The organism is Parablautia sp. Marseille-Q6255 (genome assembly GCF_951230155.1).
Lineage (GTDB): Bacteria > Bacillota > Clostridia > Lachnospirales > Lachnospiraceae > Choladousia.
Window position 1 is genome coordinate 22437 of sequence record NZ_CATNVD010000010.1, and the last position, 22505, is coordinate 44941.

Annotated in this window: 38 protein-coding genes; all 38 read right to left on the reverse strand. The window is 42.2% G+C overall.

The window, feature by feature from the left end:
• Window positions 1-2: 2 nt before the first annotated feature.
• Entirely contained in the window at window positions 3-1475 is a 1473-nt protein-coding gene (locus QOX44_RS08715) for a terminase B (protein ID WP_283682693.1), read from the reverse strand.
• On the reverse strand, window positions 1468-2262 hold the full coding sequence (terS, locus tag QOX44_RS08720) for a phage terminase small subunit (RefSeq protein WP_283682694.1): 795 nt from the start codon (window positions 2260-2262) through the stop codon (window positions 1468-1470). The genes QOX44_RS08715 and terS overlap by 8 nt, the downstream gene beginning before the upstream one ends.
• Before the next feature lie 91 nt (window positions 2263-2353).
• Window positions 2354-2875: a ParB N-terminal domain-containing protein gene (locus QOX44_RS08725; RefSeq protein WP_283682696.1), complete on the reverse strand. Its 522-nt coding sequence runs from the start codon at window positions 2873-2875 to the stop codon at window positions 2354-2356.
• Entirely contained in the window at window positions 2868-4010 is a 1143-nt protein-coding gene (locus QOX44_RS08730) for a phosphoadenosine phosphosulfate reductase domain-containing protein (protein ID WP_283682697.1), read from the reverse strand. The genes QOX44_RS08725 and QOX44_RS08730 overlap by 8 nt, the downstream gene beginning before the upstream one ends.
• On the reverse strand, window positions 4001-4639 hold the full coding sequence (locus QOX44_RS08735) for a ParB/Srx family N-terminal domain-containing protein (protein WP_283682698.1): 639 nt from the start codon (window positions 4637-4639) through the stop codon (window positions 4001-4003). The genes QOX44_RS08730 and QOX44_RS08735 overlap by 10 nt, the downstream gene beginning before the upstream one ends.
• A gap of 45 nt (window positions 4640-4684) precedes the next feature.
• On the reverse strand, window positions 4685-5470 hold the full coding sequence (locus QOX44_RS08740) for a phosphoadenosine phosphosulfate reductase domain-containing protein (protein ID WP_283682699.1): 786 nt from the start codon (window positions 5468-5470) through the stop codon (window positions 4685-4687).
• Window positions 5451-6041, reverse strand: coding sequence for a hypothetical protein (locus QOX44_RS08745; protein ID WP_283682701.1), 591 nt, complete (start codon window positions 6039-6041; stop codon window positions 5451-5453). The genes QOX44_RS08740 and QOX44_RS08745 overlap by 20 nt, the downstream gene beginning before the upstream one ends.
• 121 nt (window positions 6042-6162) lie before the next feature.
• Entirely contained in the window at window positions 6163-6840 is a 678-nt protein-coding gene (locus tag QOX44_RS08750; protein WP_283682702.1) for a sodium:solute symporter family transporter, read from the reverse strand.
• 195 nt (window positions 6841-7035) lie between these two features.
• Window positions 7036-7602 (reverse strand): helix-turn-helix domain-containing protein, encoded by a 567-nt coding sequence (locus QOX44_RS08755; RefSeq protein WP_283682703.1) that lies wholly within the window; start codon window positions 7600-7602, stop codon window positions 7036-7038.
• A gap of 8 nt (window positions 7603-7610) precedes the next feature.
• The gene (locus QOX44_RS08760; protein ID WP_283682704.1) at window positions 7611-7841 is read right to left on the reverse strand and encodes a hypothetical protein; all 231 of its coding nucleotides are present in this window, start codon (window positions 7839-7841) and stop codon (window positions 7611-7613) included.
• Window positions 7834-8037: a DUF6011 domain-containing protein gene (locus tag QOX44_RS08765; RefSeq protein WP_283682705.1), complete on the reverse strand. Its 204-nt coding sequence runs from the start codon at window positions 8035-8037 to the stop codon at window positions 7834-7836. The genes QOX44_RS08760 and QOX44_RS08765 overlap by 8 nt, the downstream gene beginning before the upstream one ends.
• A gap of 25 nt (window positions 8038-8062) precedes the next feature.
• Complete coding sequence (locus tag QOX44_RS08770; RefSeq protein ID WP_283682706.1) at window positions 8063-8593, reverse strand: DUF551 domain-containing protein; 531 nt, start codon at window positions 8591-8593, stop codon at window positions 8063-8065.
• Window positions 8594-8607: 14 nt separating this feature from the next.
• Window positions 8608-8889, reverse strand: coding sequence for a hypothetical protein (locus QOX44_RS08775; protein WP_283682708.1), 282 nt, complete (start codon window positions 8887-8889; stop codon window positions 8608-8610).
• A gap of 3 nt (window positions 8890-8892) precedes the next feature.
• Window positions 8893-9120 (reverse strand): hypothetical protein, encoded by a 228-nt coding sequence (locus tag QOX44_RS08780; protein WP_283682709.1) that lies wholly within the window; start codon window positions 9118-9120, stop codon window positions 8893-8895.
• Window positions 9120-9623, reverse strand: coding sequence for a hypothetical protein (locus QOX44_RS08785; RefSeq protein WP_283682710.1), 504 nt, complete (start codon window positions 9621-9623; stop codon window positions 9120-9122). Before QOX44_RS08785 ends, QOX44_RS08780 begins: the two co-directional genes overlap by 1 nt.
• Window positions 9624-9625: 2 nt before the next feature.
• A complete protein-coding gene (locus QOX44_RS08790; protein WP_283682711.1) occupies window positions 9626-10117 on the reverse strand; it encodes a YopX family protein in 492 nt (163 codons plus the stop codon).
• 1 nt (window position 10118) lies between these two features.
• The gene (locus tag QOX44_RS08795) at window positions 10119-10379 is read right to left on the reverse strand and encodes a hypothetical protein (RefSeq protein WP_283682712.1); all 261 of its coding nucleotides are present in this window, start codon (window positions 10377-10379) and stop codon (window positions 10119-10121) included.
• Window positions 10360-10665: a hypothetical protein gene (locus tag QOX44_RS08800; RefSeq protein ID WP_283682714.1), complete on the reverse strand. Its 306-nt coding sequence runs from the start codon at window positions 10663-10665 to the stop codon at window positions 10360-10362. Before QOX44_RS08800 ends, QOX44_RS08795 begins: the two co-directional genes overlap by 20 nt.
• Complete coding sequence (locus tag QOX44_RS08805; RefSeq protein ID WP_283682715.1) at window positions 10658-10780, reverse strand: hypothetical protein; 123 nt, start codon at window positions 10778-10780, stop codon at window positions 10658-10660. Before QOX44_RS08805 ends, QOX44_RS08800 begins: the two co-directional genes overlap by 8 nt.
• Window positions 10773-10937 (reverse strand): hypothetical protein, encoded by a 165-nt coding sequence (locus QOX44_RS08810; protein ID WP_283682716.1) that lies wholly within the window; start codon window positions 10935-10937, stop codon window positions 10773-10775. The genes QOX44_RS08805 and QOX44_RS08810 overlap by 8 nt, the downstream gene beginning before the upstream one ends.
• The gene (locus QOX44_RS08815) at window positions 10930-11193 is read right to left on the reverse strand and encodes a hypothetical protein (protein ID WP_283682717.1); all 264 of its coding nucleotides are present in this window, start codon (window positions 11191-11193) and stop codon (window positions 10930-10932) included. Before QOX44_RS08815 ends, QOX44_RS08810 begins: the two co-directional genes overlap by 8 nt.
• Window positions 11180-11398: a hypothetical protein gene (locus QOX44_RS08820; protein WP_283682718.1), complete on the reverse strand. Its 219-nt coding sequence runs from the start codon at window positions 11396-11398 to the stop codon at window positions 11180-11182. Before QOX44_RS08820 ends, QOX44_RS08815 begins: the two co-directional genes overlap by 14 nt.
• Before the next feature lie 14 nt (window positions 11399-11412).
• Window positions 11413-11616: a hypothetical protein gene (locus QOX44_RS08825; RefSeq protein ID WP_283682719.1), complete on the reverse strand. Its 204-nt coding sequence runs from the start codon at window positions 11614-11616 to the stop codon at window positions 11413-11415.
• Window positions 11609-12682 carry a DNA polymerase III subunit beta gene (locus QOX44_RS08830; protein ID WP_283682720.1) on the reverse strand — a complete coding sequence of 358 codons (1074 nt, stop codon included), beginning with the start codon at window positions 12680-12682 and terminating at the stop codon, window positions 11609-11611. The genes QOX44_RS08825 and QOX44_RS08830 overlap by 8 nt, the downstream gene beginning before the upstream one ends.
• A gap of 50 nt (window positions 12683-12732) precedes the next feature.
• Window positions 12733-13047, reverse strand: a complete 315-nt coding sequence (locus QOX44_RS08835) for a hypothetical protein (protein WP_283682721.1) — start codon at window positions 13045-13047, stop codon at window positions 12733-12735.
• Complete coding sequence (locus QOX44_RS08840; protein ID WP_283682723.1) at window positions 13019-14017, reverse strand: DUF5131 family protein; 999 nt, start codon at window positions 14015-14017, stop codon at window positions 13019-13021. Before QOX44_RS08840 ends, QOX44_RS08835 begins: the two co-directional genes overlap by 29 nt.
• Window positions 13989-14243 (reverse strand): hypothetical protein, encoded by a 255-nt coding sequence (locus tag QOX44_RS08845; RefSeq protein ID WP_283682724.1) that lies wholly within the window; start codon window positions 14241-14243, stop codon window positions 13989-13991. Before QOX44_RS08845 ends, QOX44_RS08840 begins: the two co-directional genes overlap by 29 nt.
• Window positions 14240-14437, reverse strand: a complete 198-nt coding sequence (locus tag QOX44_RS08850; protein WP_283682726.1) for a hypothetical protein — start codon at window positions 14435-14437, stop codon at window positions 14240-14242. Before QOX44_RS08850 ends, QOX44_RS08845 begins: the two co-directional genes overlap by 4 nt.
• Window positions 14437-16599 (reverse strand): PcfJ domain-containing protein, encoded by a 2163-nt coding sequence (locus QOX44_RS08855; protein ID WP_283682727.1) that lies wholly within the window; start codon window positions 16597-16599, stop codon window positions 14437-14439. The genes QOX44_RS08850 and QOX44_RS08855 overlap by 1 nt, the downstream gene beginning before the upstream one ends.
• Window positions 16600-16610: 11 nt before the next feature.
• Window positions 16611-17333, reverse strand: coding sequence for a Cas9 inhibitor AcrIIA9 family protein (locus QOX44_RS08860; protein ID WP_283682728.1), 723 nt, complete (start codon window positions 17331-17333; stop codon window positions 16611-16613).
• Window positions 17318-18049 (reverse strand): N-6 DNA methylase, encoded by a 732-nt coding sequence (locus QOX44_RS08865; RefSeq protein WP_283682729.1) that lies wholly within the window; start codon window positions 18047-18049, stop codon window positions 17318-17320. The genes QOX44_RS08860 and QOX44_RS08865 overlap by 16 nt, the downstream gene beginning before the upstream one ends.
• An 89-nt stretch (window positions 18050-18138) precedes the next feature.
• A complete protein-coding gene (locus QOX44_RS08870) occupies window positions 18139-18975 on the reverse strand; it encodes a DUF4373 domain-containing protein (protein ID WP_283682860.1) in 837 nt (278 codons plus the stop codon).
• Between the two features lie 102 nt (window positions 18976-19077).
• Complete coding sequence (locus QOX44_RS08875) at window positions 19078-19233, reverse strand: hypothetical protein (protein WP_283682730.1); 156 nt, start codon at window positions 19231-19233, stop codon at window positions 19078-19080.
• A gap of 10 nt (window positions 19234-19243) precedes the next feature.
• Entirely contained in the window at window positions 19244-19681 is a 438-nt protein-coding gene (locus QOX44_RS08880) for a single-stranded DNA-binding protein (protein WP_283682731.1), read from the reverse strand.
• Window positions 19682-19960: 279 nt separating this feature from the next.
• Window positions 19961-20518 (reverse strand): hypothetical protein, encoded by a 558-nt coding sequence (locus QOX44_RS08885; RefSeq protein ID WP_283682733.1) that lies wholly within the window; start codon window positions 20516-20518, stop codon window positions 19961-19963.
• Window positions 20518-21375: a hypothetical protein gene (locus QOX44_RS08890; RefSeq protein WP_283682734.1), complete on the reverse strand. Its 858-nt coding sequence runs from the start codon at window positions 21373-21375 to the stop codon at window positions 20518-20520. Before QOX44_RS08890 ends, QOX44_RS08885 begins: the two co-directional genes overlap by 1 nt.
• Window positions 21372-22289: a DUF1351 domain-containing protein gene (locus QOX44_RS08895; RefSeq protein WP_283682735.1), complete on the reverse strand. Its 918-nt coding sequence runs from the start codon at window positions 22287-22289 to the stop codon at window positions 21372-21374. The genes QOX44_RS08890 and QOX44_RS08895 overlap by 4 nt, the downstream gene beginning before the upstream one ends.
• Window positions 22290-22291: 2 nt before the next feature.
• The gene (locus QOX44_RS08900; protein WP_283682736.1) at window positions 22292-22504 is read right to left on the reverse strand and encodes a hypothetical protein; all 213 of its coding nucleotides are present in this window, start codon (window positions 22502-22504) and stop codon (window positions 22292-22294) included.
• Window position 22505: the final 1 nt, after the last annotated feature.

The window sequence follows — 22505 nt, forward strand, 5'->3', positions numbered from 1 at the left end:
CATCACCTTCTTTCATTTCTCGTCTTTACTGGAAGGCACACAAGCAGCATACAGTCAGCCTCATCCGGCGACGGCAACCCACGTTCCTTCATCTCTTTTTTTGACTCTACCTTTTGCCGACCGCCGGTGACAAAAGAATACTTTCTGCATGACAGCTGCGCGATCAGATCTACATCATCCGGCAATATCAGCTCTGGAAGTCTTGGATTTCCAGCTTCATCGAAAGGTTGTATCATATCCCGTAGCACTCCCATCATATACGTGGTCGTGTCGTAGTAATATAGATGGCGCCTGATCGGCACACCGAAATGAACCGGTACAATGTCCATGGTTGCATATATGTCCGGCTGCGCCCGTTTCATGGCACGCAGTTGATCTACCGTGCCGCCGCCAACACCGCCGTCGTCTACCTTTACCGGAATTCGACCTTTCCACTGAAACTTCTTTTTCAACATCAGATACAGCGCAGATATATGTCCGGCCGTCGCCGTAGTATCCTGTCCATGATATTTTTTATAATATCGCGCTACCTCATTGACTCTATATCCGATACAGGTCTTATCATCTCCGAATCTCGCCACGTCACACCCAATCTCAATCCGCTGCACGCTGGATACATCATGTACCTGCTGACCAGAATCATTTTGATAGCATCCAAACGCCTTCGCTGTCTGATCTGTCATTTCAGTTTGTATCGATCCCATGATCCAATCAAGCTGAAGAAATACATCATCCTCCTGCATAGGAAATTCGCCATCAACTCGAACTCGGACAACATTGCTCTTTTCTCCGTATTTTCGGATCAACGACTGTATATTGTCTTTATTCGTCCTTTTGCTGTCACGGGACGATACCGTCCGGAATGCATAGAGGTTTGCGTCTGCATGGAAAGCATCGTAAAATGCTCCGCTTGTCCTTGTCGGGTTACCGCACATCAGGAGCTTATTGTTTGCACCGGATAATGTTCCGAGGATCGCCTCCATGATCGAATCCGCAACACCGGATGCTTCATCCACAATAAAAAGCATATTATCTTCGTGGAATCCCTGCATGTTCTCTGGCTTTGTTGCAGTCCTTGCTACTGCGAACCATCGCTTCTCGTATCCTCTGACATAGACATATGTCTTCGTCCATTTCAAGAGAATATCAAGCAATGGGGATGCTGACATCCATTTGGCTACTTCCGACCAGAGCACATCATTGAGTTGCTGCTTAGTAGGTGCCGTGCATACAATTCTGGCGTTATAGAAACATATCAAAAACCACAAGAAAGTGGCTGCTTCAAATGCTGTCTTGCCAACGCCCTGTCCTGATTTAATTGCGATCTTACTTCTTACAGTTAGATCCATGCTTGCCTCTTCCTGCCATGTGTCCGGTTCAAAATTGAGCACTTCCCGGAAGAACGTTGGCGGACTTACACGCCATATCGGAATAGATTCATCGAGAAAATCCGATAACCAATCCAAATCATTCATCACATTTCATCCTCATTTTCTTCACCTTTTCGGCCCACACCTGAACCAATTCATTGCCCTTGCTTTCGCCGTCGATCTTTTGCTTCTCAAGTCTCAATCGGGCAAGTGTTTCAATTGCTTTTGTTTTCTTGGACTGGACTGTTGAAAGCTCTTTTTCCAGCCGTGCGATCATATTGTCTTTGTTTTCCATATTTGTTACAAGACTGTACGAGTCACCGGGAAGTCGTTCTTCAGCAGATATCTTTTTTTCTATCCGCTCTTCATAGAGTTGCTTGTCCTCATCTGTTTTGAAAGTTCTTTTCGTTTCACTGCGATCAAAACCATACAGTGATACATCACCTTTCATGTTTCTATACTTGTTAATTGCCAACATAATTCGCCTCTCCCTGACGGCAAAAAGCTGAATTTGTTCAATTAGAAGTAACTCTTCATCCATCTGGATCTCCTCGATCATTTCCTTTTCAGACTCATCGAGAACGTCCCAATATACAGATGAATAAGCTCCATGCTTCTCTGCAATCCGATCTCCGGGCTTCAGCGGTCCGCCCTTGTTCCCAACAGCATTCTTATTGCCAGGCTGTCCCCCTTTATGCCGAGCGTTCGTTTTTTTCTTTTGCGAGCGTTCGCTTTTCTTTCCTTCTGTTTTTCCATCCCATTCCTGAGTAGATTTCCAACGCCGAACTGTGCTGGCTGGGACGTTTAACCTTTTGGCAATCTCAACAAGTTTCATCCCGCTCTTATACATTTCCTCAGCTTCAATGCTGTTGGGACTTCTTGCCCTTGCCAATTGACCTCCCTCCCCTCCATCATCTTATTTCGGCATACACAAAAGAGAGGGGTAAAAGTCCCCTCTCTGCGCACTATTCCATATATAACCATTATATCTTCGTGATGAACTCCGCCTTTGAGTATCCAGTCACCCCTTTTGTCATCATCTTTAAAAAATCTTCTTTTGAAAAATCAGACAATCTGAATATCTCTTCCGGTCTCATTCCGAGCTGCTTTCCGATTTCTTCAATTGTTTTTCCTTCCCCCATAAGTTCTTTTACAATCTTTTTCATAGGTTCGAGTAAATGTGTACCTCTCGCCCTATTGTGGGTTACGGTACCATAGATGTCTTCGGAATGCTCTTTGTGATCCACGACTACTACAGGAACCTTTCCATCCAACTTAGAATGCAGCGGCTCCATTCCTGCCACCGTCCATCTGTGGAATCCATCAATAATCGTCATATCCGGTCGAACAACAATCGGAAGTGTCCATCCGTTCGTGAGAATTGATTGAATGAGTAATTTCAGGTTCTCTTTTGATACCTTGTTCGGGTTATAGTCGTTTGGCTTTAATGAATCCCTATCTACCCACTTCAGGGTAGATAATGGTGCTGACAATTTATTATCCATGTTGTTCTCCTTTCTTCGCCGCATTGATGTATCGTCCGTATATACGTTGATATAATGCCCGAAACGCCCTCATTTTAGGATCGCCGGAGATCAGTCCTTCGTATATGTGTTTATAATCTGTAGGCGTAGCAATTGCCGATACTGACATAAAAAAATTGCGATATCTTTCCGCTACTTGCCTTTTATGCGGAGTATCAAAGAAAACTTCCATGTGATTAAATAAATAGATCAGCTCCTGCTGATAGTCTTTCTGTTCTTGCCCCTCTTCAGCCTCTTTCCGCTTTCTGGAGCTTCGTCCGAACATCTCACTATCCCAGTATAGGGATGCAAGATATGCATTCGGTTCTCGCTGAATGATCCGCTCCATGAGATCAGGATAATATTCATTCATCTTAACAAGGCTTCTGGCCGTATCAACAGAAAAGAACTGAGATACCCTCATCTGTCTCTTGCTTGATCCAGACTGCCAGAGGAACAGGTATATTTCCGGGATATCAACATGATTTCTCAGAAGGAAAAGCCAGACATCATTGTCCGTCCAGTCATAGATAGGAAATACCTGCTTCTTTGCAGTCATTTTGTTTCCTGCTTTTGTCATGGACGCGATATTTTGAAGCCGCTGTACCGATTCAGCTGTGCGGATTCCCACCATTGTAATCCCTGATACGGTTATCCTTGGTAGAAAATCCTGATAAGCATCAATCCTTGGCCGTAGCAACCTGTGATTCCTTATTGCAAAAGAAGGCGGCTGACGTACCCATACATCCTGCTTTGTGGAATCCCAACAAATAAAGGTTTCATCGTTTGACAATTCATTGAAGCAGTTGAAATGTTTTACTTCTACGCAATACCATTCAAACTTTGCCCCCATCATCATAAAGATTCGGCGCCATTTCTTTGTCATCTCTTCCATGCATGGAAATATCGCCTCTTCATCTATGAACTGTACAGTAAGCTGCTTCATATTGATTTCTCCGCGGTTAGCCAGGTTTACCATAAGCTGTGCCACACACAGACTGTCCTTTCCGCCACTGAAAGAAAAGAACACTGGCAAACCGTTTCCGAATACGTTTTTTATCCGGATCTCCGCAGCCTTCACAACATCAATGCTGGATTCACATCGTTTCACAGCCATATTTGCTCACCACATTTTGGACAGATAACAAATTTTCTGGATTCTGTTTCAGTGGCGTTTTGCTTCTCTGCCGATTGCTCCACTAAACTGCTCGGTTTTTCCGAGTCTTCTGTTGTATTTTCATCCGATGTTTCCTCTGATGCAGCTTTCTGCTCCCTCTTTTCATTTGCTTCCCTTATCTTCTGAATTTCTGATTCGTCCAATGTTCCATATTCTGAAAGCTTTTCAGTCACTTCATCAGCATCAGCTACCATCTGTTGCAAGATTTCCTCATCATATCCCGGTATATCTAAGTCTCCCTGCAGTTCCTCAAGGAATTCATTCAAGGTTTCCAAATTATCAATCCCAAGGGCGTAGGTCTTATTATCTGCTATCATAAGCTTTTTCTTATCATTCTCTGAAAGCCCTGTCTTTACATATACGGTCGCTTCCTGATATCCAAGACTCACCATAGCTTCGTATAAGCCGTTACCGACCAAAATTGTATCGTCTTCATCCACAACAATCGCTCTGGTCTGTCCGAACTTTTCAAGTGAGCGTTTCAGCTCTCTGATTTGCTGTTCGGAATGTATTCTAACGTTTTTCTTGGGATGTTTAAGGGCATCCAGCCTTTTTGTAGTAACGTTCATTTTGTCCTCCATTTCTGAAGGGCAATGGCTGCCGGCTGCAACCGGCTATTTGATTGCTTCTAAAAATTTTCTGGCCCCATCGAAATGCTGTGCTGCATTTTCAACTATGGTCTTATCAATATCATAAACTTCTTTCCATCCCTGTTGCTCTGTCTCCATATACTGTCTGGCCGGCCAAGGATGTGTGCCACACAAATATCCTTTCTCCCACTCATAGATCGGGGGCAATTCAACATCGAAATAATGGATATATCCAAGTATTTCCTCATGCTTCCAATCAGCCAGCGGGCTATATCTAGTCACGCCTTTTCCATCTGTATAAATATCAGAACGTTTCCCACAGTAGTTTCCGTCAGCCCTTCTGCGCCCCAGGATAATCATGTCAAGATTATGTTCCCTGTAGTATTTCGCCTGCGCCTTATGCTGCACAATCTGAAACCATCTCGAAGCTGTTTTGCTGTCCTTTGGAAAGAGCATCTCTGGATGTTTTGCAAGCCAATCCAAGTCCTGTCCAGTATTGATTATCTGCAGATACTCAGGCCGGTTATAATCAATCCATTCCATAAACTGCGGATATTCCAGATTGCATATGCCCATCATGCAGTCTGGGATTCCTGCTGCTTCACATATCCTTCCAAGAACCAAGCTATCTTTTCCCCCGCTCCATGCATAAGCAGCTGTCTTTCCTGCTGTGATTTCTCTGATCTTTGCAATCGTCGAAACTGTTTTTCTTTCAACCTCTTCACTGCTTATTAAAGATTCAATGTCTCTCATGGCGCAGATCCAATCTTCATGCTTTGATGATTGCTTTCTACCCAATACGCTTCGCATGTACCGCCTCCCGTCTTGCCAATATCAAAGCCACAATTCCGCTTAAGAGAACTGTCAAGAGGCTTCCCAGTGTTTTACATAGTCCACTATTTAAAACACTGCCATAGGCGAATACAGGAAGCCCTACAGCCAATGACGTAATCACGCCTGCAATGATTCCCTTAGAATTCAGCCCTATCCCCTTCAGTGTCAGCACGGTCGGCAGTAATGTAGATGCACGTAATGTTCCATAGAACAGGAACAGATGCGTTACTGTGATTCCCGGTATATTGGCGATCAATATTCCTGCCATCAGAAGAGCTCCCATCGCCGCCCTGATTTTTCTGATATCTTTCCCTCCTGCAATATCAGTCGTAAGGGAAGACACTGCACAAAGGTTGCTGTCTACCGTGGACAATAGACCGGAAATAATCATGAAAAGAAATGGAAGTACCGCCCATGATGGAAAAAAATGCCGAATCAACTCAAAGTTGATGATTCCAAGATTCTGCGCCTGATACTCTACTCCAGCTCCCATGAATCCAATGATCCCCATGGATAATGGAACTACTGCAAACAGCATTGCTCCCAAAAGGAATGCTCTTCCCAGCTTCTCCTTCTTTACTGCGAACGCCCTCTGCCAGAAGCTCTGATCCCCGAACGGTCCGGATAAAAGTCCGATCGTAGTCGGAAGCCCAAAAGACAGGAATATTTCAATCCCGCTTCCAGAGAATAGCGTAGTACAGTCCCCTGATATGCCGCTCAGTCCCTGTAAAATGCCCTGTGTGCCGGTATTTTTTACTCCAGATATTTACAAATAGGCTACATGCAATAAGCATGAATATCATCTGAATAGCGTCTGTAAGCATGGACGCTTTGATTCCAGAAAACAGGGAATAGGAAATTGCTATGCATGCAAGCAAAACTGTCATCGTTTTAAATGAAATACCCGTTACTACACTGAGTATCTGGCTTCCTGCAAGAAGCTGGACTCCCGTTGACAATACAGACAGTCCGATCAGCTGAAAAAGATACACTCTTTTCACCCCGTCAGACTTGTATTTTTCTTTCATGTAGCCGGCCAGCGTCATTCCTTCTGGCATTTCATTTCGAATGCTCTTTGCAAAAGGAATGAAAATCACAAGGCAAAGAGCATTCGGGATCAGAAACCAAAACAGTCCAATCCATCCGGTAGAATATGCTTTTTCTGTTGATACAAATAATGCCGGAGCCCAGATCCACGTTGCCGCAATACTGAGAGCCGACATTAACCAGTTTTCTGAACGATTTCCAACACAGAAACGTTCCACATTCTTTTCCTTTTTTGTTAAAATCACTGTTGCCAAGATCATAATGATCGCATATAAAAATAGTATAGTTACTCCATTCATTTACAATCTCCTTTAAAAAATTTAAAGGAGCATTTCATCCTGATCGCCCTTTCCTCCCTTCCGGAACGGTATTAAAAAGCCACCGATTTTACACCGATGGCTCATGGCTTATGAATAAAATTTTACTCACCTATCATACACCATTTTCGTTATTAAGTCAATGTTAAGTTAACGGATATAGATATTATATATTATTTAAAATAATTTCATCCCGTCGATTCCGAAAAACAGCGAAGATAGGCGCTCTTTCGCGATTTTGATATCTTCGTATACCGTTACTTTGCTTATCGAAAATTTTTTAGAAATTTCTGCAATTGTCATAGGTGTCTTTGCTATGTATAAGGCTTTTATTATCTTGTATCTCCTCTTATCTCTTTCAGATATCTTACTACAATATACCCGATACACTTCAAACATCTTATCAATGTGCTGCACCATTAGAGCTGTTCTTTTTGCGGATGTACGAATAGATTCCACTATGACCTTATCATTTTTCATACTCATAATATCTTCCAGAACTTCCGAAACTTCTCCTTCATTTGATTCGTAAACAGCATTTTCACAGCTCGCCTTCAATGTCCTGTAGTTTCTCAGAAGCAGATCGGTGTTATGAAGGCGCCGGTCTATCCGTTCCTTTTCCTTCTTTCTTTGCCCGACCAACATTGCATCAGATGCAACTTGTGCTCCGACCAGTGCCGCATCCCGAATCATTGCTGCTATTTCCTCCTTAGTCAATGCAATAAATTGTACTTTTTCATCCATACCGCACCTCACAAATACTTTTTTCCTGTTTCCGAATCCTCAAACCGAATCCGATCATAAAGCTTGAACCTAAATCCTTTTGCAAGACGCTTAACCATCTTCACGAACATATCCGCATCCGCATCTCTGCCTGTCCAGTCAGCTCTTGATACCTGTGTCTTCTTGTTATCCGCAGCGCAAATAGCATCATGCGCAGTTTTGTCCATACATCCACTTGCATTGTATAAGCTTTTATCCATTTTTCTTATCCTCCTGTATAATATTTTCATAGTCAAATAGAGATATCTGTCCAGGAACTTCATAATCATCTGGAAGATTAGAGCATGAATTTCTCTCTTTACCTATAATTGTCTCCCAACATTCTGGTCCATACCCTCTCTTAATACTATCTAAATCTGTAAGTTTTCTTCCGCATTTCTGACATCTACTGTACATTGATCCCCACACTCCTATGATACGCTTATCCTTCCGTCGGGCGATATGGTTCTGGAAGAGGTTTCCATGCAACAACTTCATAGTCTATGCTATTCACAACACCTGCCAATAGCCACATACTCGACGTCTTTATTGCTTCGTACACGAAATATTCGGTATCATTTTTCATTTTTGCAGAGACTAAAACTGTTTCATACGGTTCCGGCAGCCGCTCACTGACCGGAATCCAATTAGAATCCTTAATACACTTTACCGTCTGTTCCTGATCTTCTTTGCTTGTGCAATGAATGACAACGTCGTATGTGTCGTCATATTCTGACAATACGCCATCCTCGCCGACTGTGCAGAGAATAGATTTTTCCTCTGCGTCAACATTTGGCAAGTGTTCTATGTGGGAACGGATAATTTTACTGCATTCTTTATATGCGCCAATAAATGCTTCTGCTGTATCATTTGTAATTTTATCCAACTTATTACATGGTTTTTCCACCATCATACTCTCTGCAAATTTAATCTCTTCTTCTATCTCTTCCAAAATCCTCTCTATTACGTTCACAATCTCACCTCCAATCAAAATGAATATGCTACCCAAAAATATTGCGTACTTCCTTCAATCGGATAGTAATATGTTCCATCGCCGGAACCTTCCCAACGCATGCTTTGGTCGCAATATTCTCCGTCCAGTTGTTCTTCACCTTCAGGTTCTTGAGATACGCCAAAACCTTCTATCCAAAAATCCTCAAACCCATGTTCGTTTGCAAATTCTTCCAGCTCTTCATAGAGTTTATCCGTTTCTTTTTTTAATTCCTCATATCTTTCTGCTTTGCTTGCTATTTCTTTAGGTACCTTCATTCGTCACACCTCTTTGCAATCGTCAAATTCCGGATCCGTATCCGGTAAAACACATCTGTCGGCACTGCTATTGCATACTCCCAGCATGTGTGCAGTACCACCCATACCAACGTAATTTGTTAAAGAGCCAAATTCCTCATTGGCTTTTTCTATTGCTTCTTTTTCACTGTTTGCATATACTGTCATGCTGCATATCACATTTGCGTGACCATAAACTTCGTATTTCTTCATCACTCCACCCTCTTAAATCTCTGCATCATGTTCTGCTTCCAGTCCTTCCCGACAGACTTCTTCACTCCGGCAGACATCAAATCCTCAAGAAATATTGCCCACTTTTCCAGTTGCTCTTTCTTCCATCCGAGGATCGCCTGATCGAGCGCCGTGTCCTCCGTAATCAGCATGTGCCTGATATTCACAATATCCGCACGCACCTCTTCAAGCTTCTGCGCGATCGCAATCTTCATCTCGCCTGCTCCCATAGCCTGTGCTTCCTGCTCTGAGTTATTTACTTCTGTCTCCTGCAATAAATCAAACAGCGAAATCATATCGCACATACGGCACTGTTCTATTAAGTCATCTCCTTTTAATTCTCTTGGAAACCTGCAATATTCATCGCAAATCTTCTCCTCCAAACCTGCGCACTCCTCGAACCTTGCCAGACGTTCCATTACTTCTTTGTGATTTGTTTTGTCTTTGATCACGGCGATACCGCCGTGACGTTCTGTATATCTCATCTTTATTCCTCCAATAACTCTGAATTATCAAAAATGTTTCCGGTTACTTCATACTCACTTCGGTTGATGTAGGAATCCGTCAATGGCATCGGAAGGCAAAATGGTTCGCATTTGCTCAACGCATCTGTTTCAATCACTTCTGTGTGCCATCCGATAACTCTATCAACAACTTTTAATGTCTCGGCATCGATTACATTAAATTCTCCAAATACAACTCTGACCAAATCATCTTCGTTTCCACGGCCTATCAAAATATCATTCTCCCAAATCTTCTTTTTGTTTTTGTCGGTAAGTCTGGTGTACTTGCAGAGGGTGTCGGGATCGATTTCATAGGCTCTCATATTAAAATCTACAACGCTTTCTTCTGTGTAATAGGTCGTCATAAAAGTTTGTGTCATTTCTGTAATGTAAATTTTTCGATTAAACCCAAATACAAAACCTTCCACCCATTCGCCATTGTCTTTTCTCTTCGCTTTAAAAAGGTTTTCTCTCATATCACTCACTCCAATCTAATTTTTGACCACAATCTTGACAGTAATTATGCTTCTGTCTTAGACTGCGTATAGTTGTGCAATCTGGACATCCGTAGTAGGCTTTGCTTGTTCGTGGCTTCTTTGGCAGCTGCTTCTCCAATGCTTCGATTATGGTATCTACCAAACCTTCCATCATTTGAGGATTCATCCACCGATCATCTCTATTCCATTCCGGAAAGCATTTCACTGCTTCTATCGCCTCTCTAACTTTCTTTTCGTCCATCGTTCCTCATCCTTCTGATCTGCCGATCTACCTTGTACTCTATCTCCTGACGCACCTTGTCCGTCTTTCCATGTTGCATTGCTATCTGTGCGCACATGATGATCACATCTGCGACCTCAGACCATGTGTTATCAGGAAGGACAATGCTATCATTGATCTTCATACCTGCGGAAATTTCTGTAAATAGTTCACACAGTTCTTCCTGTGTTTTCTTGATTTGGCACACTTTGCTGTAGTGTTCTGATATCGCAGTAATTTTTTCTTTTAATGTTTTTTCTTCACTCATCATCATTCTTCCTTTCCATCCAGTACAGCCATGCGATCAACGCGGTCGGCGCTATCGCGCATATCCCAAGCATAGCTACTATGCCAATCGCTATATTTATGATTACGTCAACCATTAAGCATCTCCTCTCTGCACTTATAAAACTTACACTGCTCTTTCTGACAATACAGTTCTTTCAGAGCTACGCAGGTGCTCTGTATCTTTCCTGCGTAGTCCTTTTCCTTGTATGCAAAGCAGTCCTTTTTCACACCGATTTCTTTTTGACTACTCACTTTCATTCCCCTCTTTTTCACCAAACATACCTAACTTCACACCAAGTTCCACGCATCCAAAAACAATGTGTTCCAGCTCTCTTCCTGATACGTGTGACATTATAAAACTCAGAACACAGGCGCCCTCTTCCTCTTTCATCTCACAAAAGAATCCTTTATCAATGACTCTTTGCTCGCCATTATCATAGTAAACAACGAACTTCTCTACATCAGGCTCTCTGTTACCAAAATCCATATTCTTATTACATTCTTCCATAACACCATTTCCTCCTTGCTTCCACTCTTTCCATCCGACGCACTTTATTCTCCAAAGTATTCATCTGTTTCTGAATCTCATCAACATCGACCAACAGATAAAATTCCGGCTGCACCAGTCTTGTCGGTCCTGCTTTCATGTTCATTTCTTTATGCAGCCCCTTGCATTTATTTTCCCTCTCATGCACTGCTTTATATAATTTCAATTTTCCCCCTCCTTTCAGTTATGCGTAGCAATAAAATTTTCCATCGCCCATTTGTTCCCCGTAGCGATCACTTGCGCTCTGGTCCTTTCGTATGGACTGAGAGATCTTTCAGATGATCTTTTTGATTCTGCTTTCAGAAGAAAACCCTTCCGCTGAAGATCAGCAAGTTCCTCCTGTGTTGCATCTTCAATATTTTTTACCGCTACAATCTCAATCATGTTTTTCCTCCCTTATTACTACCGGAAGCACCATAGCTTTCATGTCGCTATCCTCTGCCTCCACTATCATCGGTGTTCTTGGACTGGTAAATCCAAGTGTTATGTTGTCGCAGGTAAAAGCCTTTAATGTTTCCAGAACCAGTTTAGAATCAAATCCTAACCGTATGGATTTGTATACGGTTTCCTGAAGCGGTACCTGTTCCTGATAATCTGCCAGTTTATCCCGAATGCTAATGCTTAGGACATCGCCTTCAATTTGAAATACTGCCGGCTGTTTTTCCTCCGTACACATCTTCGCTCTGGTCATTGCTCCAATCAGAGCAGTGCGTGATGCACATGTATTGATTTCTCCAACAGTAAACATCTTCTGGTACTGAAAATATTTTCCCTCAATCAGTCTGGTATAAATGGAATATTCATCAGATTCAAAAACTACACTGTTTTTGGTATATGTAAGTGTCACGTCATCAATTACACCCATAGAAATCAGTTTCTTTGCGGTTGTTTTCGGAACAATCAGCTTCATATCAGCCATTCCCTCTCCCGGAACAGAATCCACCGCGACTACATGTCCGTCTAGTGCTACAAGTGAGACTCCACTGCTTGTTCCTTCAAAGTAGATTCCTGTCATCTGCGTATTTGAACCACCATCGGCCGCAGCATAAATAACATGCCTAATAGCCTCCATGATCTTTTTACCATTCAGCTTCACCCCTTCTGCTTCCGGATCCTCTGTAATATCAAAAATAAATTCTTCCGGAGGATAGCTTTGGTACTTATTTTTAATGCCTCTTGTCTTGATCTGGATTACATTATGGTCTATTTCACTGATATCTACCTCTCCGTCCGGAAGGTTCTTAATCAGGTCAAAGGCTTTCATTGGTATAATAAAATAATTGCCTTCAGAGGCCTCTAATTTGACCTTCATTGTGATGTCTGCGTTGGATGCGATTAAATACCCGTCCTTCACAAGAACACCGCCCAGAGCCGGACACTGATCATTCTTCTGAACAATACTTTTCAGCTTGTCAATAACTCTTGCAATCTCATATTTCTGTACTTTCATCTTCATTCCTTTCCCAGAGTACGGTAACAACTCTGTTTGAATATTTGATTTTATAAGTATCCATTTTCCTCTGCTACTTTTACGAGCTTATTGATCGTTACCGCTCCAATTCCAGGGATTTTAGACATCTGGAGATAGGCTATAAATTCTTTTGCGCCTTTTCCGTTCTGAGCAAAAGCTCTCGCTTTTCCTTTATTCACACCTTCGCTATGCGCTTTCGCAACACGATTCTCAACATAATCCACAAGCTGTTGATCTGTCATCTTTCTCATTTTGACCGCTTTATCATGAATTCTGTTTTCATCAACAGATCTTCTACAACTTCTCTTTGCCACTCTATTCATCTCCTTTGCTATTTTCTTCATACAGCCCTTCCAGAGCCGGAACAGGTATGTTGTGATCATTCAGCCACTGTTTGAAACAAGAATGGCACATGTGCCCAAAAGCTATCGTTTTCCCTCTTCGGATAGTTTTTCCGCTCAAAGTAACCATCTGGTTTTTATCTTCCTTAATCCCACACAACATGCAATTGCCCTGTAATCTTGCATTCACTTTTTCGCTTCGCTTGTGTATCTGTAGCTGTACTGGCAATTCTCTCCGCATATTTTCTTCTCCAACAATTCCAATGAGACTGTCTTGCATAAATATCGGTATTCCTTTACGATCTGCCTCATCTACAATTTTTCGGATCCAGTCAAACTCTGGAATTATCCTTCCTGCTCTATACCCCGTTTCAGCGCCGACAATAATCCATTTCACATCTGCCAGGGCTATATTTATATTCTCAAGTATTGGTTCGACAGTAACGAAGGTGTTCTGTCTGCTGGGAAGCTGATGAATACGTTTCACATCTTCATCGTTCGTTATCGTTGTCCCATACCACATATTTTCCTTGTCTGGAACACCGTATTTTGTATACCTTTCTGGATTTTTAGTAAGAAACATGTAGTTGTGCTGCGATTTCTTTTCACAAATTTCAAAAATGTCTTTAATCCAGTAATCTGATACCCATTCTCCGAACAAATCTGCCATTGCTCCGACCAATATGTTTTGCCCTTGCTTCAGCTTGTCCAATATGTCATATCTGTATCTATGAAGAGTAGGCTTAAATCCAAATGGATATATAATCTGATATCCATCTTCGCTCAAAAATGGTTTATCCAGAATGAATAAATCTCCATCCATTCGATACTTGTGTTTCTGAGCCAAATTCTGTTTGACATTTCCGCAAAATCTGAGAGCCATCTGCGCTGCATAACAATATGAACAGCCATACTGACAACCTGTTATGATATTAAATGTGTGATCACACCACCTTATCTTTGATCGATTCATGCTCTGTTCCCTCCACGTATCCTAATGCCTTTTCTTCTCCCCATATCATTTTTGAAAAGTTAATCTTCTGTCCACACTCACTGCAATACTTTGGCTGATAATTTGGTCCGGCATTTAATATGTTCCCACATTTTGGACAATAACACGCTTTCTCCTCAGTACGAACAAAACCATATTTCAAATATATTTGCGATTTGACAATCGGCTTCCGTTTTATAAATCTCATCCTTCCACCTTCTCTCCATATTCGATTACATACTCGTACTGAGGGGATTTTCGATTCTCTCCAGACGAAATTTCTTTTCTGACAATCTGCACTGCGTATCCTGCCTTTGCCAGCATAGAGACCATCTGCAAACGATCTTCCTCATTCCACTGAACACTTCCTTTACGGATACTCTTGATAGTCTGCTTCGCCATTATCCACACTTCCTTTCTATTTTTGCTGCCTGATCTTTCATCTTCTGTTCAAAAGCATTCACAAATGCTTTTACGGCCGGAGGCATACCGCAGTTGTGGCTTCCCCTGCACTGGATCACACGTCCATGGTTGTATTCCATTGTGAAATACGGAGTATCTGGTTCCTTCTCTTTGCGAATAAAAAATATATGTGTTAGTCCTTTTGCCACTCGATCAACATATGTTCCAACACAATGGTGCAGGGCAGCTCCTTCATTCTTAATTTCCTGCGCATCTCTTGGGACTCTCAGGATGAGACCTTTCCCCTTTATTTGGAATGCGTTTTCTATTCCTGTATTCTCTTTGAGCATTTCCGCCAGAAGCTTTTTCATAACCTCTGATTCACGCTTTATTCTTTGCTCTTCCCTACGTTTCGCCTCCGCAGCTTTTTTGTCTTGTAATGCCTGATACTCAGCCGCTGTCCGATCATGTACTTTCTTGAAATTTTTAGGAAAATAGAAGAACATATTGTTGAGATCATATTTCAGTGCTTTACACCATCCAAGATAATCTAGCCAGTCCCTTGCACAATTCTGAAGTCTTTCTTCTCGGATATCAGGTCTTTCTCTATGCTGCATATAGGAATAACGCCAACAATGGCTATTCTCTCCAACACGGTACTCTGCCCCTTCACGTTCAATGTATCTGCATATTTTGTGAATGGTTGACCTTCTGTTCTCCTTCCGGATCAGCGTTGTATTGCATCCAAAAATCTTATAAAACCGCTTCAAATCATCCGCTTTCAGGTTATATCCGGAGCCTTGCGCCTCCTGCAACAATCTCAATTCATCTATATTCCCATCAAGGCTTTGCATTATTCTGGTGTTCTCTTTTGTGAGTCCAAGGATGTCAAATACATTTTTTCCATTCTTGCGTAATCCCCTGACACCAATCCGTCTGTTTTCAAATGCTCCGTCTCCATGCTCATTTAACACGTATGCCGCAAGATTGTATAATCCCATTTTTATAAGCCACTCCAACTGCGGAAAATCCTTGTATCTACGAATTGCTTTTGCGTAATGTATCTGTTCGGTCGGTTTATTCGCTGATAAAATCTCCAGCGCCGAATATTTCATAGGTGTATCCTTCCATGCTTCCGGCAGATTTTCAGGATACAAGGTGCAATACGAACTTGATCTGAATCCTTCATCCGTACACCACCGTACAATTCCAGTCTGCTTATATTCTCGGTACTCGTAGCTACTGGTGCAAGGCGTTCCATTCGGAGCAAATTTGTAGAATGTTCGTACAATCTCATAAAGCCTGTCTTCCGTCTTTCCATCTTGTTTTACTTCACGGCTTGCATCGAAATATCTCCACAAAAATCCTTCGTCCCTCGGCTCAATAAAGGAAACCACTCTTTTATCCCACATATGAACCGGCATACGTCCGTGTGCTTTAATCGTTACTGGGCTTCCACACAGCGGACATGTCCCCTTTTCATTATTTCTCAGACGTACTTTATTTCTGTCTATCAGTGTGATTCCGTTGCAGTGAGTGCAGCGTGCCAGAGCCTCTTTTTTCGATCTTGGCGAGTAAATCAGATATCGGCTGAATGACATCGCCTTTTCAAATACCCATTTTTTAAATCCATCCGGGATTTCTTTGACCGTTTCCATAACTGCATCAATAGGGTTGGTTTCTTTTGCATGTCTTGCATCCAGTCTCCTCTTTCTGACCATATCCTGAAAGCGTTCAACTGCCGTCCAATCCCTTACCTCCTTCTCTGTGCTCCATTCCTTGAAAAAGTTCCGCATACAATCAATATCTGCATCTGTCCAGAAGAACATATTTGGTATCCATGATCCTGTATGCTTGCTGTAATCCCAGTGGTGCTCATAGAGACTGATGCAATCCATTCTGTCATAAGCAGCTGTCAGCCATTTTATCTTTTCAGTAGTCAAATCTTGGGTTATGTAATCATTCTTTGAGAAGAACGTCCGAAGCTGTGCTCCCCTCTCTCCTTTTTTTAAATCCTTGATCGCATAGAACGTCAGCATCAAGAGATCTTTTTCTATCTCTCTTGAAGTAACAATGTGAGTGCCTGCAGCTCTCTCCGAAAATCTGACCATTTCGTCGGTGGCTTCCTCTCTTGGAATCTGCGATAATTTTCTCTTCTCCATGCTGCCACCTCCTACAGAAAATCAAATAATGACATCTGGCCAGATATTTCACTGCTTTTGGTATTTGTTTTTTCCTTTTTCTGCTGCTTATTGGCAACATCTTTTTTGGATGTCTGAAATTTTTCAATTGTTGTATCATCTTTTTTTGTTGTTGAATTGACTTTTCCAATTGTTTCTTTAATTGTTGGAACGCCTTTTTCAGTTGACGGAACAGCCTTTTTAGCTGTTGCCTGTTTTTTATCACTGGTTTTCTTGCCTCCTGCATTCTTTGCCGGAGCCGGTTTTTCCTCTTTTTTGTGGTAGTAGTCCTCCGCCCATTCATAGATCACATGATCCTCAAAAGCCAAGCTTACGTGGCCTCTTTTTGCAACTTTGTTTTTATCCATCCATTCAAAAATCTTAGAAGTAATGTACTTATAGCATTTAGCCCACGTCTTGCATTCTTGTAAAACATCTTCTGCCATGCTGATATCTTCTTCGCATCGTTTAATCAAATACGGAATAATTGAGTTGACATGGTTCTTTTCTTCCGGGCTATTTGCTTTCTCCATTTCAGCTTCCAGTTTTTCTCTTGCTCTCTGCTTTACATTTGATTCATTGCCTTTCTGGGCTTCTATTTTGCCCTCTACTGCCTCTTTTTTCCGTTCCCCTATGTTTTTACTGTCAATGGCTGTTTCAGCTTCTAAACGGTCATTTTCAGCAACACCCAATTCCTGTTTTAACTGTTCTGACATTTGTATTCCCCTTTCTCAAAATCAAAATAAAAAGTAATTTTCCCAATCCTTGCTTCATCCCTCGGCGTGAACACTCCTCCGAACTGGTTCTGGAAGATCTGGAGCTGCCGTCTCATGCTCCACTCTTCCCTGAAGTAAAATGGGGTGTACCAGAATTCCTGCCCAGGCCTTTCATCCGGCATCAATGGATTGCCGCAAACCGGATTTGAAATGGTGTTCGCAACAGCTACCCAACCCGCACACCCAAGAAGCGAAAGCTGTATGTAACACATCTGAGCAACCACCCGATCTATGTCGTTCGCCGTAAACAGTACCCGTGTCTGGTAGTTAATCTTTTTTCTGCGGAATATGTTCGCTACTGCAACAAGCGTCGCTCCTGCTCCGCAGGCAGGATCATTGACCGATATCCATTCTCTGTTTTCCAGTGTCTGCAAATTGTCATTGATCGTGAGGCCTGCCATGCATTCGCATACGTTGTATGGCGTAAAAAATTGTCCCTTCCAGTGATTTCCCAATTCGAGGCTCATATATAGCTTTCCAAGAAAGTCCTGTTCCGGATTCTGGTCAAGTGCTTCGACAATTATTGCGAAACACTGTGATGGCTTTTCCACTCCGCCAAGACGCTCTATGCACTCTGCGTATTCTTTTTCCCTTGCAGTCCACACCTTTTCTCTTTTGTCCACCGCATTTGCAAGACTACATGCTATTGCAGACATAAGGTCCGCCCATACCTGCCACACCGATCGGCTATAACACATTTCCTGAAATACTTTCAGAAAACTTTTCTGTATTTCTTCGTTTGCCATCAATAATCCTTTCTTTCCTGAGCCTGAATCAATTGCTGTTCGAGTTGACTATAATCATACTTGCGCTGCTCGAAGTTATTGAACTGATTCTTTTTCTTCACAGACCGTCCTCCTGCTGCATGCTTCCTGATCGGATAAAAGCTCGTCCAGTTACCTGATGCTGCTTTCTTTGCTATCTCAATACGCTCTGGATCATTATCAGCAATATTCCAAAGCTCTTCTCTTAAAAGAGTTATCTGCTTCGGAAGCAAATCTGCACCGTTATGTTTTCTGACTAAAAGGAAAAACTGAAACTCCTTCTCAAGCTCAGGATTATCAAACGGTTTGTCCGGCGCAGCCGTACATATATATTCTTTATTTTCTTTTTCTTTCAGTGTACTTATTTCCGAAGAGTGTGGATTTTCTTCGGAAGAAATTCGTTTTTCTTCCGAAGAAAGTCTATTTATGGGTGCATTTAATAAAGGCTCCTCGTTTTCCTCGTTTCTGAGGAGCCAATACTTTTCATCATAGAGCTGTCTTTTCATCAGCTTCACCGCTATCTTGTGAAAGCGTTTTTGAATTCCAACAGAGGTGATGATGTTTTTCGTCATGAGGTCATCGTCAATGAGACCTATCTCAGAGCAAAAGTGCACCACTTGCTCGACAGCCTTTTTATTCTTCACCCACTTGTTCCCGATCATTTTTACGATCATGCGCGATAGCTTATCCAAGGGGATCTCTGCGTAGTATCCGTGTTTGTATACGATACAGAGTATACAGTCATACACGGTCACACCCAGTGGACCATACCGGTCCAGTAAATCGAAGATCCTATCATCTTCGTAAAAATCCACCATTTTCGGAAAGAAGACCAGTCCTTTTTTGTTCGGGGCTCCACGTCCCACGACGACCACCTGCTTTCCTCACAACCATTTTGCCGATGTTGGCAAAATGGTCTATCATCTTTCATTGTCATCAAGGAGTTGAAGAACAAAATCAAACGCCTCAACGATATCAGTAACAGATTCTCCTTTCCTTATTTTTTCAGTCAAAAAATCATACATCTGACCTTTGATTGAAGACACGTTTACTATTACATCAAAACCATATTCCATCGTATACCTCCTACATAAACGGAAGATCCTCATCCAGATTGTCTGGGATATTCACAAACCCATCTCCAGACACTTGCGGATACGGACAAGGCTGTTCATTGTTCTGACTACTTTCCTGCTGATTATGGGACTTACTTTCTGCAAATTCCTGCTCATCAATCACGACATCTGTTGTATAGATTTTTCGTCCCTCTCTGTTTGTGTAGCTGCCAGTCTGAATACGTCCAACTATCACAATTTTCGTTCCTTGCCGTAAATATTTCTCAGCAAACTCTGCTTTCTGCCTGAAGGCTATGCAGTTTATAAAATCTGCACTTTGATTCTCAGAGTCTCTGTTACGGCGATCGACCGCAAGCGTATATCTTGCAATTGCCATAGAATCTGGACCTGCAGAATATCTTACCTCCGGATCACGAGTCAGCCGTCCCAACAAAATTACTTTATTCATATCCATTCCTTTCTGCTCAAAGATAATTTTTACCTATGAGCTTTATAAATTCCTCTCTACTGTGTGTCTGCTCATATACGTGCTGTCCCAAACGCTTAATCTCAAGATCAAGTTCACGATCAAAATGAACTCCAGAATTACTCATGTTATGATGCCGTGCACAAAGCCATACCGTAAAACCTTCTTTCTCGGATATTCGCCGCAGCGGACCATAGAACACATGATGCTTATGAAGTCCTCTGGTACAGTGGCAGACTAAACACTGTTTTTCCTGTTGTATTATACTTTCCATCTATTGATCATCCTCGCAAGCTCGTCCGGTGGCAGAGTCTCTATTCCGAAGTCTTTACATTCGGATACAGTACCATCGATCAAAATGCTCATTTCCTTTGTGTCGTATGTACTGCTCCCACGGAAGACCTTATAAAAAACAAGTTCTTTTCCGTCTTCAACTTTCTGACCGCATGGCATACAGTGAACGCTTTCATTTTCAAGCATTTTTGCGACAGGGATATTCGTCTTGATTACAGCCTCTGCTGTCTCACTATCATCTATGTAAAAGGGCTGGCCGTATCTGCCAATCATGATATTCTTACACCGTGGTTTTGAGATTCTGAGCTTATCGGCAAGCTTATCTACAAGAACATGAAAGTATGCGTTTGCATCTAAGCTCCTGCGCGCCCGATATTTTTTAATTCTGATATCAAGCAGTTCTTCATTTTTCAATTCCTCATATCTGGCCGTAAGGTTATCTTCCTCATTTACCGCTACAGTCAGTTCAAATTTCTTTGTAAGAAAATTGATTGACATCCCAACGATCTTCCCTGTCAGATTCATTACCGTCTTCCTTCCTTATCTGGATATCGTTCAAGCAACTGCATGGCATTTGTCCAGTGTGCCATCGTCATACTCTCAAAAGCATTTAATTTGTAATGCCCGAGAATGGATGATTCGGACAGCCCCTTTTTCCGGATCGTCTCTTTAATAACATTTATTTTCATACTATCGATCAATGCTTTATTCACCTGCTCCATCATTTCAGCATTTGCCTGCTCGTCGTATATGCCCTGAGGCTGTGTATTGCCCTCTGAGCGGTTTTCCGGTCTCGGATCATTATTTCCCTTGCCCTCATTATTTTGACCGCCAGAGCTGTTATTATGGGCTTTATTAGATACCGAAAATTTATATACCATCCGATTCAGTCGGCTATTCCAGATTTCAAGCTCCGATATTCTACCGCTTGTGACTTTCATTTTTTTTACGATAAATTTATCGTAGCAGACCTTTTTTCCGTTTTTTTCTGATATTTCACAGTCTCCGGAGTTTATCCATATGAACGGCGCTGTATATAGTTCCCTACCAATCCCGATATTAAAACAAGCCCGCTTAAAACTATCCGAAGCCTGTCCTTTCTCCTTTTCTGTGTATGATTCAGTTCCGACATCCTGTTTTGAGATCCACTGATTTTTCTGAGGATCCCACACTGAAACGGTACAATAGAGACGATCACCGATCATCTGATGCTCGCGTTTCCAATTCAACACACCGACGGTTTCATCAAGAACGTTCTGATCGACTCTCGCATCCTTATAAAGCAGCAGTGCCAACCCCTTATTACTGATTGTTGATATTCTGCATTCCACCTCATCCGGCTCTAATGCCCTGAATTTTAGCGATTTATCCGCACTACTCATTCCATCACCTCATATTCCAGATTTGCCATGTCCAAAAACTCTCTCAACATACCTATATCATTCTCACCTATCTTCACCATTACGGTCAGGATCTTCTCTGGAGCAAACGGTTCCAGTGGTTCATGTATTTCCTCTGTGATATCAAATGCTAATACTTCTGATTTTTCATTAGTTTCTGGCCCCACCGTTTTTTCTTCTGCATTCTGCAATGCCGCTGTCTTTTCTTCCTGTTCTTTCTCCGCCCGTTCCTTTTCCAGACGCTCACGCTCCGCTTCCTGCCTTGCTCGTTCCATGAAGCGCTCTTTCTGTTTCTGCAGCTCGTTGATTTCCGCAATAGCATTCTGCAGACTGCCTGTTTCTTTCAATACACGAAGAGCATCTGCCTCAAACTCTGATTTCATCGACTTTATCGTTGAAATAGATACCTTCATCTGATCAAAAATCAGCTCCATCTCCTCACGCACTTTTTTCGAGGAATAAGTGGCGTTTTCCCACTTTGGATTGTAGATTCTATCCAATGGAAGCCAGTCTGCGAGATTACCTTTCACAAAATCATAAGCGGCTTCTATCTCCTGACGTTTCATTTCCCTGCGCTGCTTCTCAAATTCATTGAGCTGATCATTGATGATTTTTACTGGTTCATCATAAAGTGCAATGATCTGATTCGCCCTTTTCTCAAACTCTTCGTACGGAGCCATCCACTGTCTTTTGATAGATTTCCGTTCGTCATCAAGCGCTTTCTTTTCTTTCCGGATATCCGCCAGAAATCTTTTTCCGTCTTTTACACCGTCCTCCGTCACTACTACTGCGCTATACTCAGCTACTTTCTCACGGATCGAGATCTCTACAAGATCCAGATTATCATCGATCGTTCCTACATTTCCTTTCACCTGTACAGGTACTAAATCTGACACGCTCATTCCTCCTCTATCATTTCCATGCTTTCTTCAAACAGCTCAAGCCATTCATCTGCGCACATATCGTCAAGGCACTCCTTACAGATACCGTCATAATGTTTATCGCCGACGCACATTCCTTTTCTGCACTTCCGACAATACAGTACCGGTTTAGGCTCTGATGTATTCGGGCATCTCGGATGGCAGGGGCTCTGCAAACATAAACTGCACATT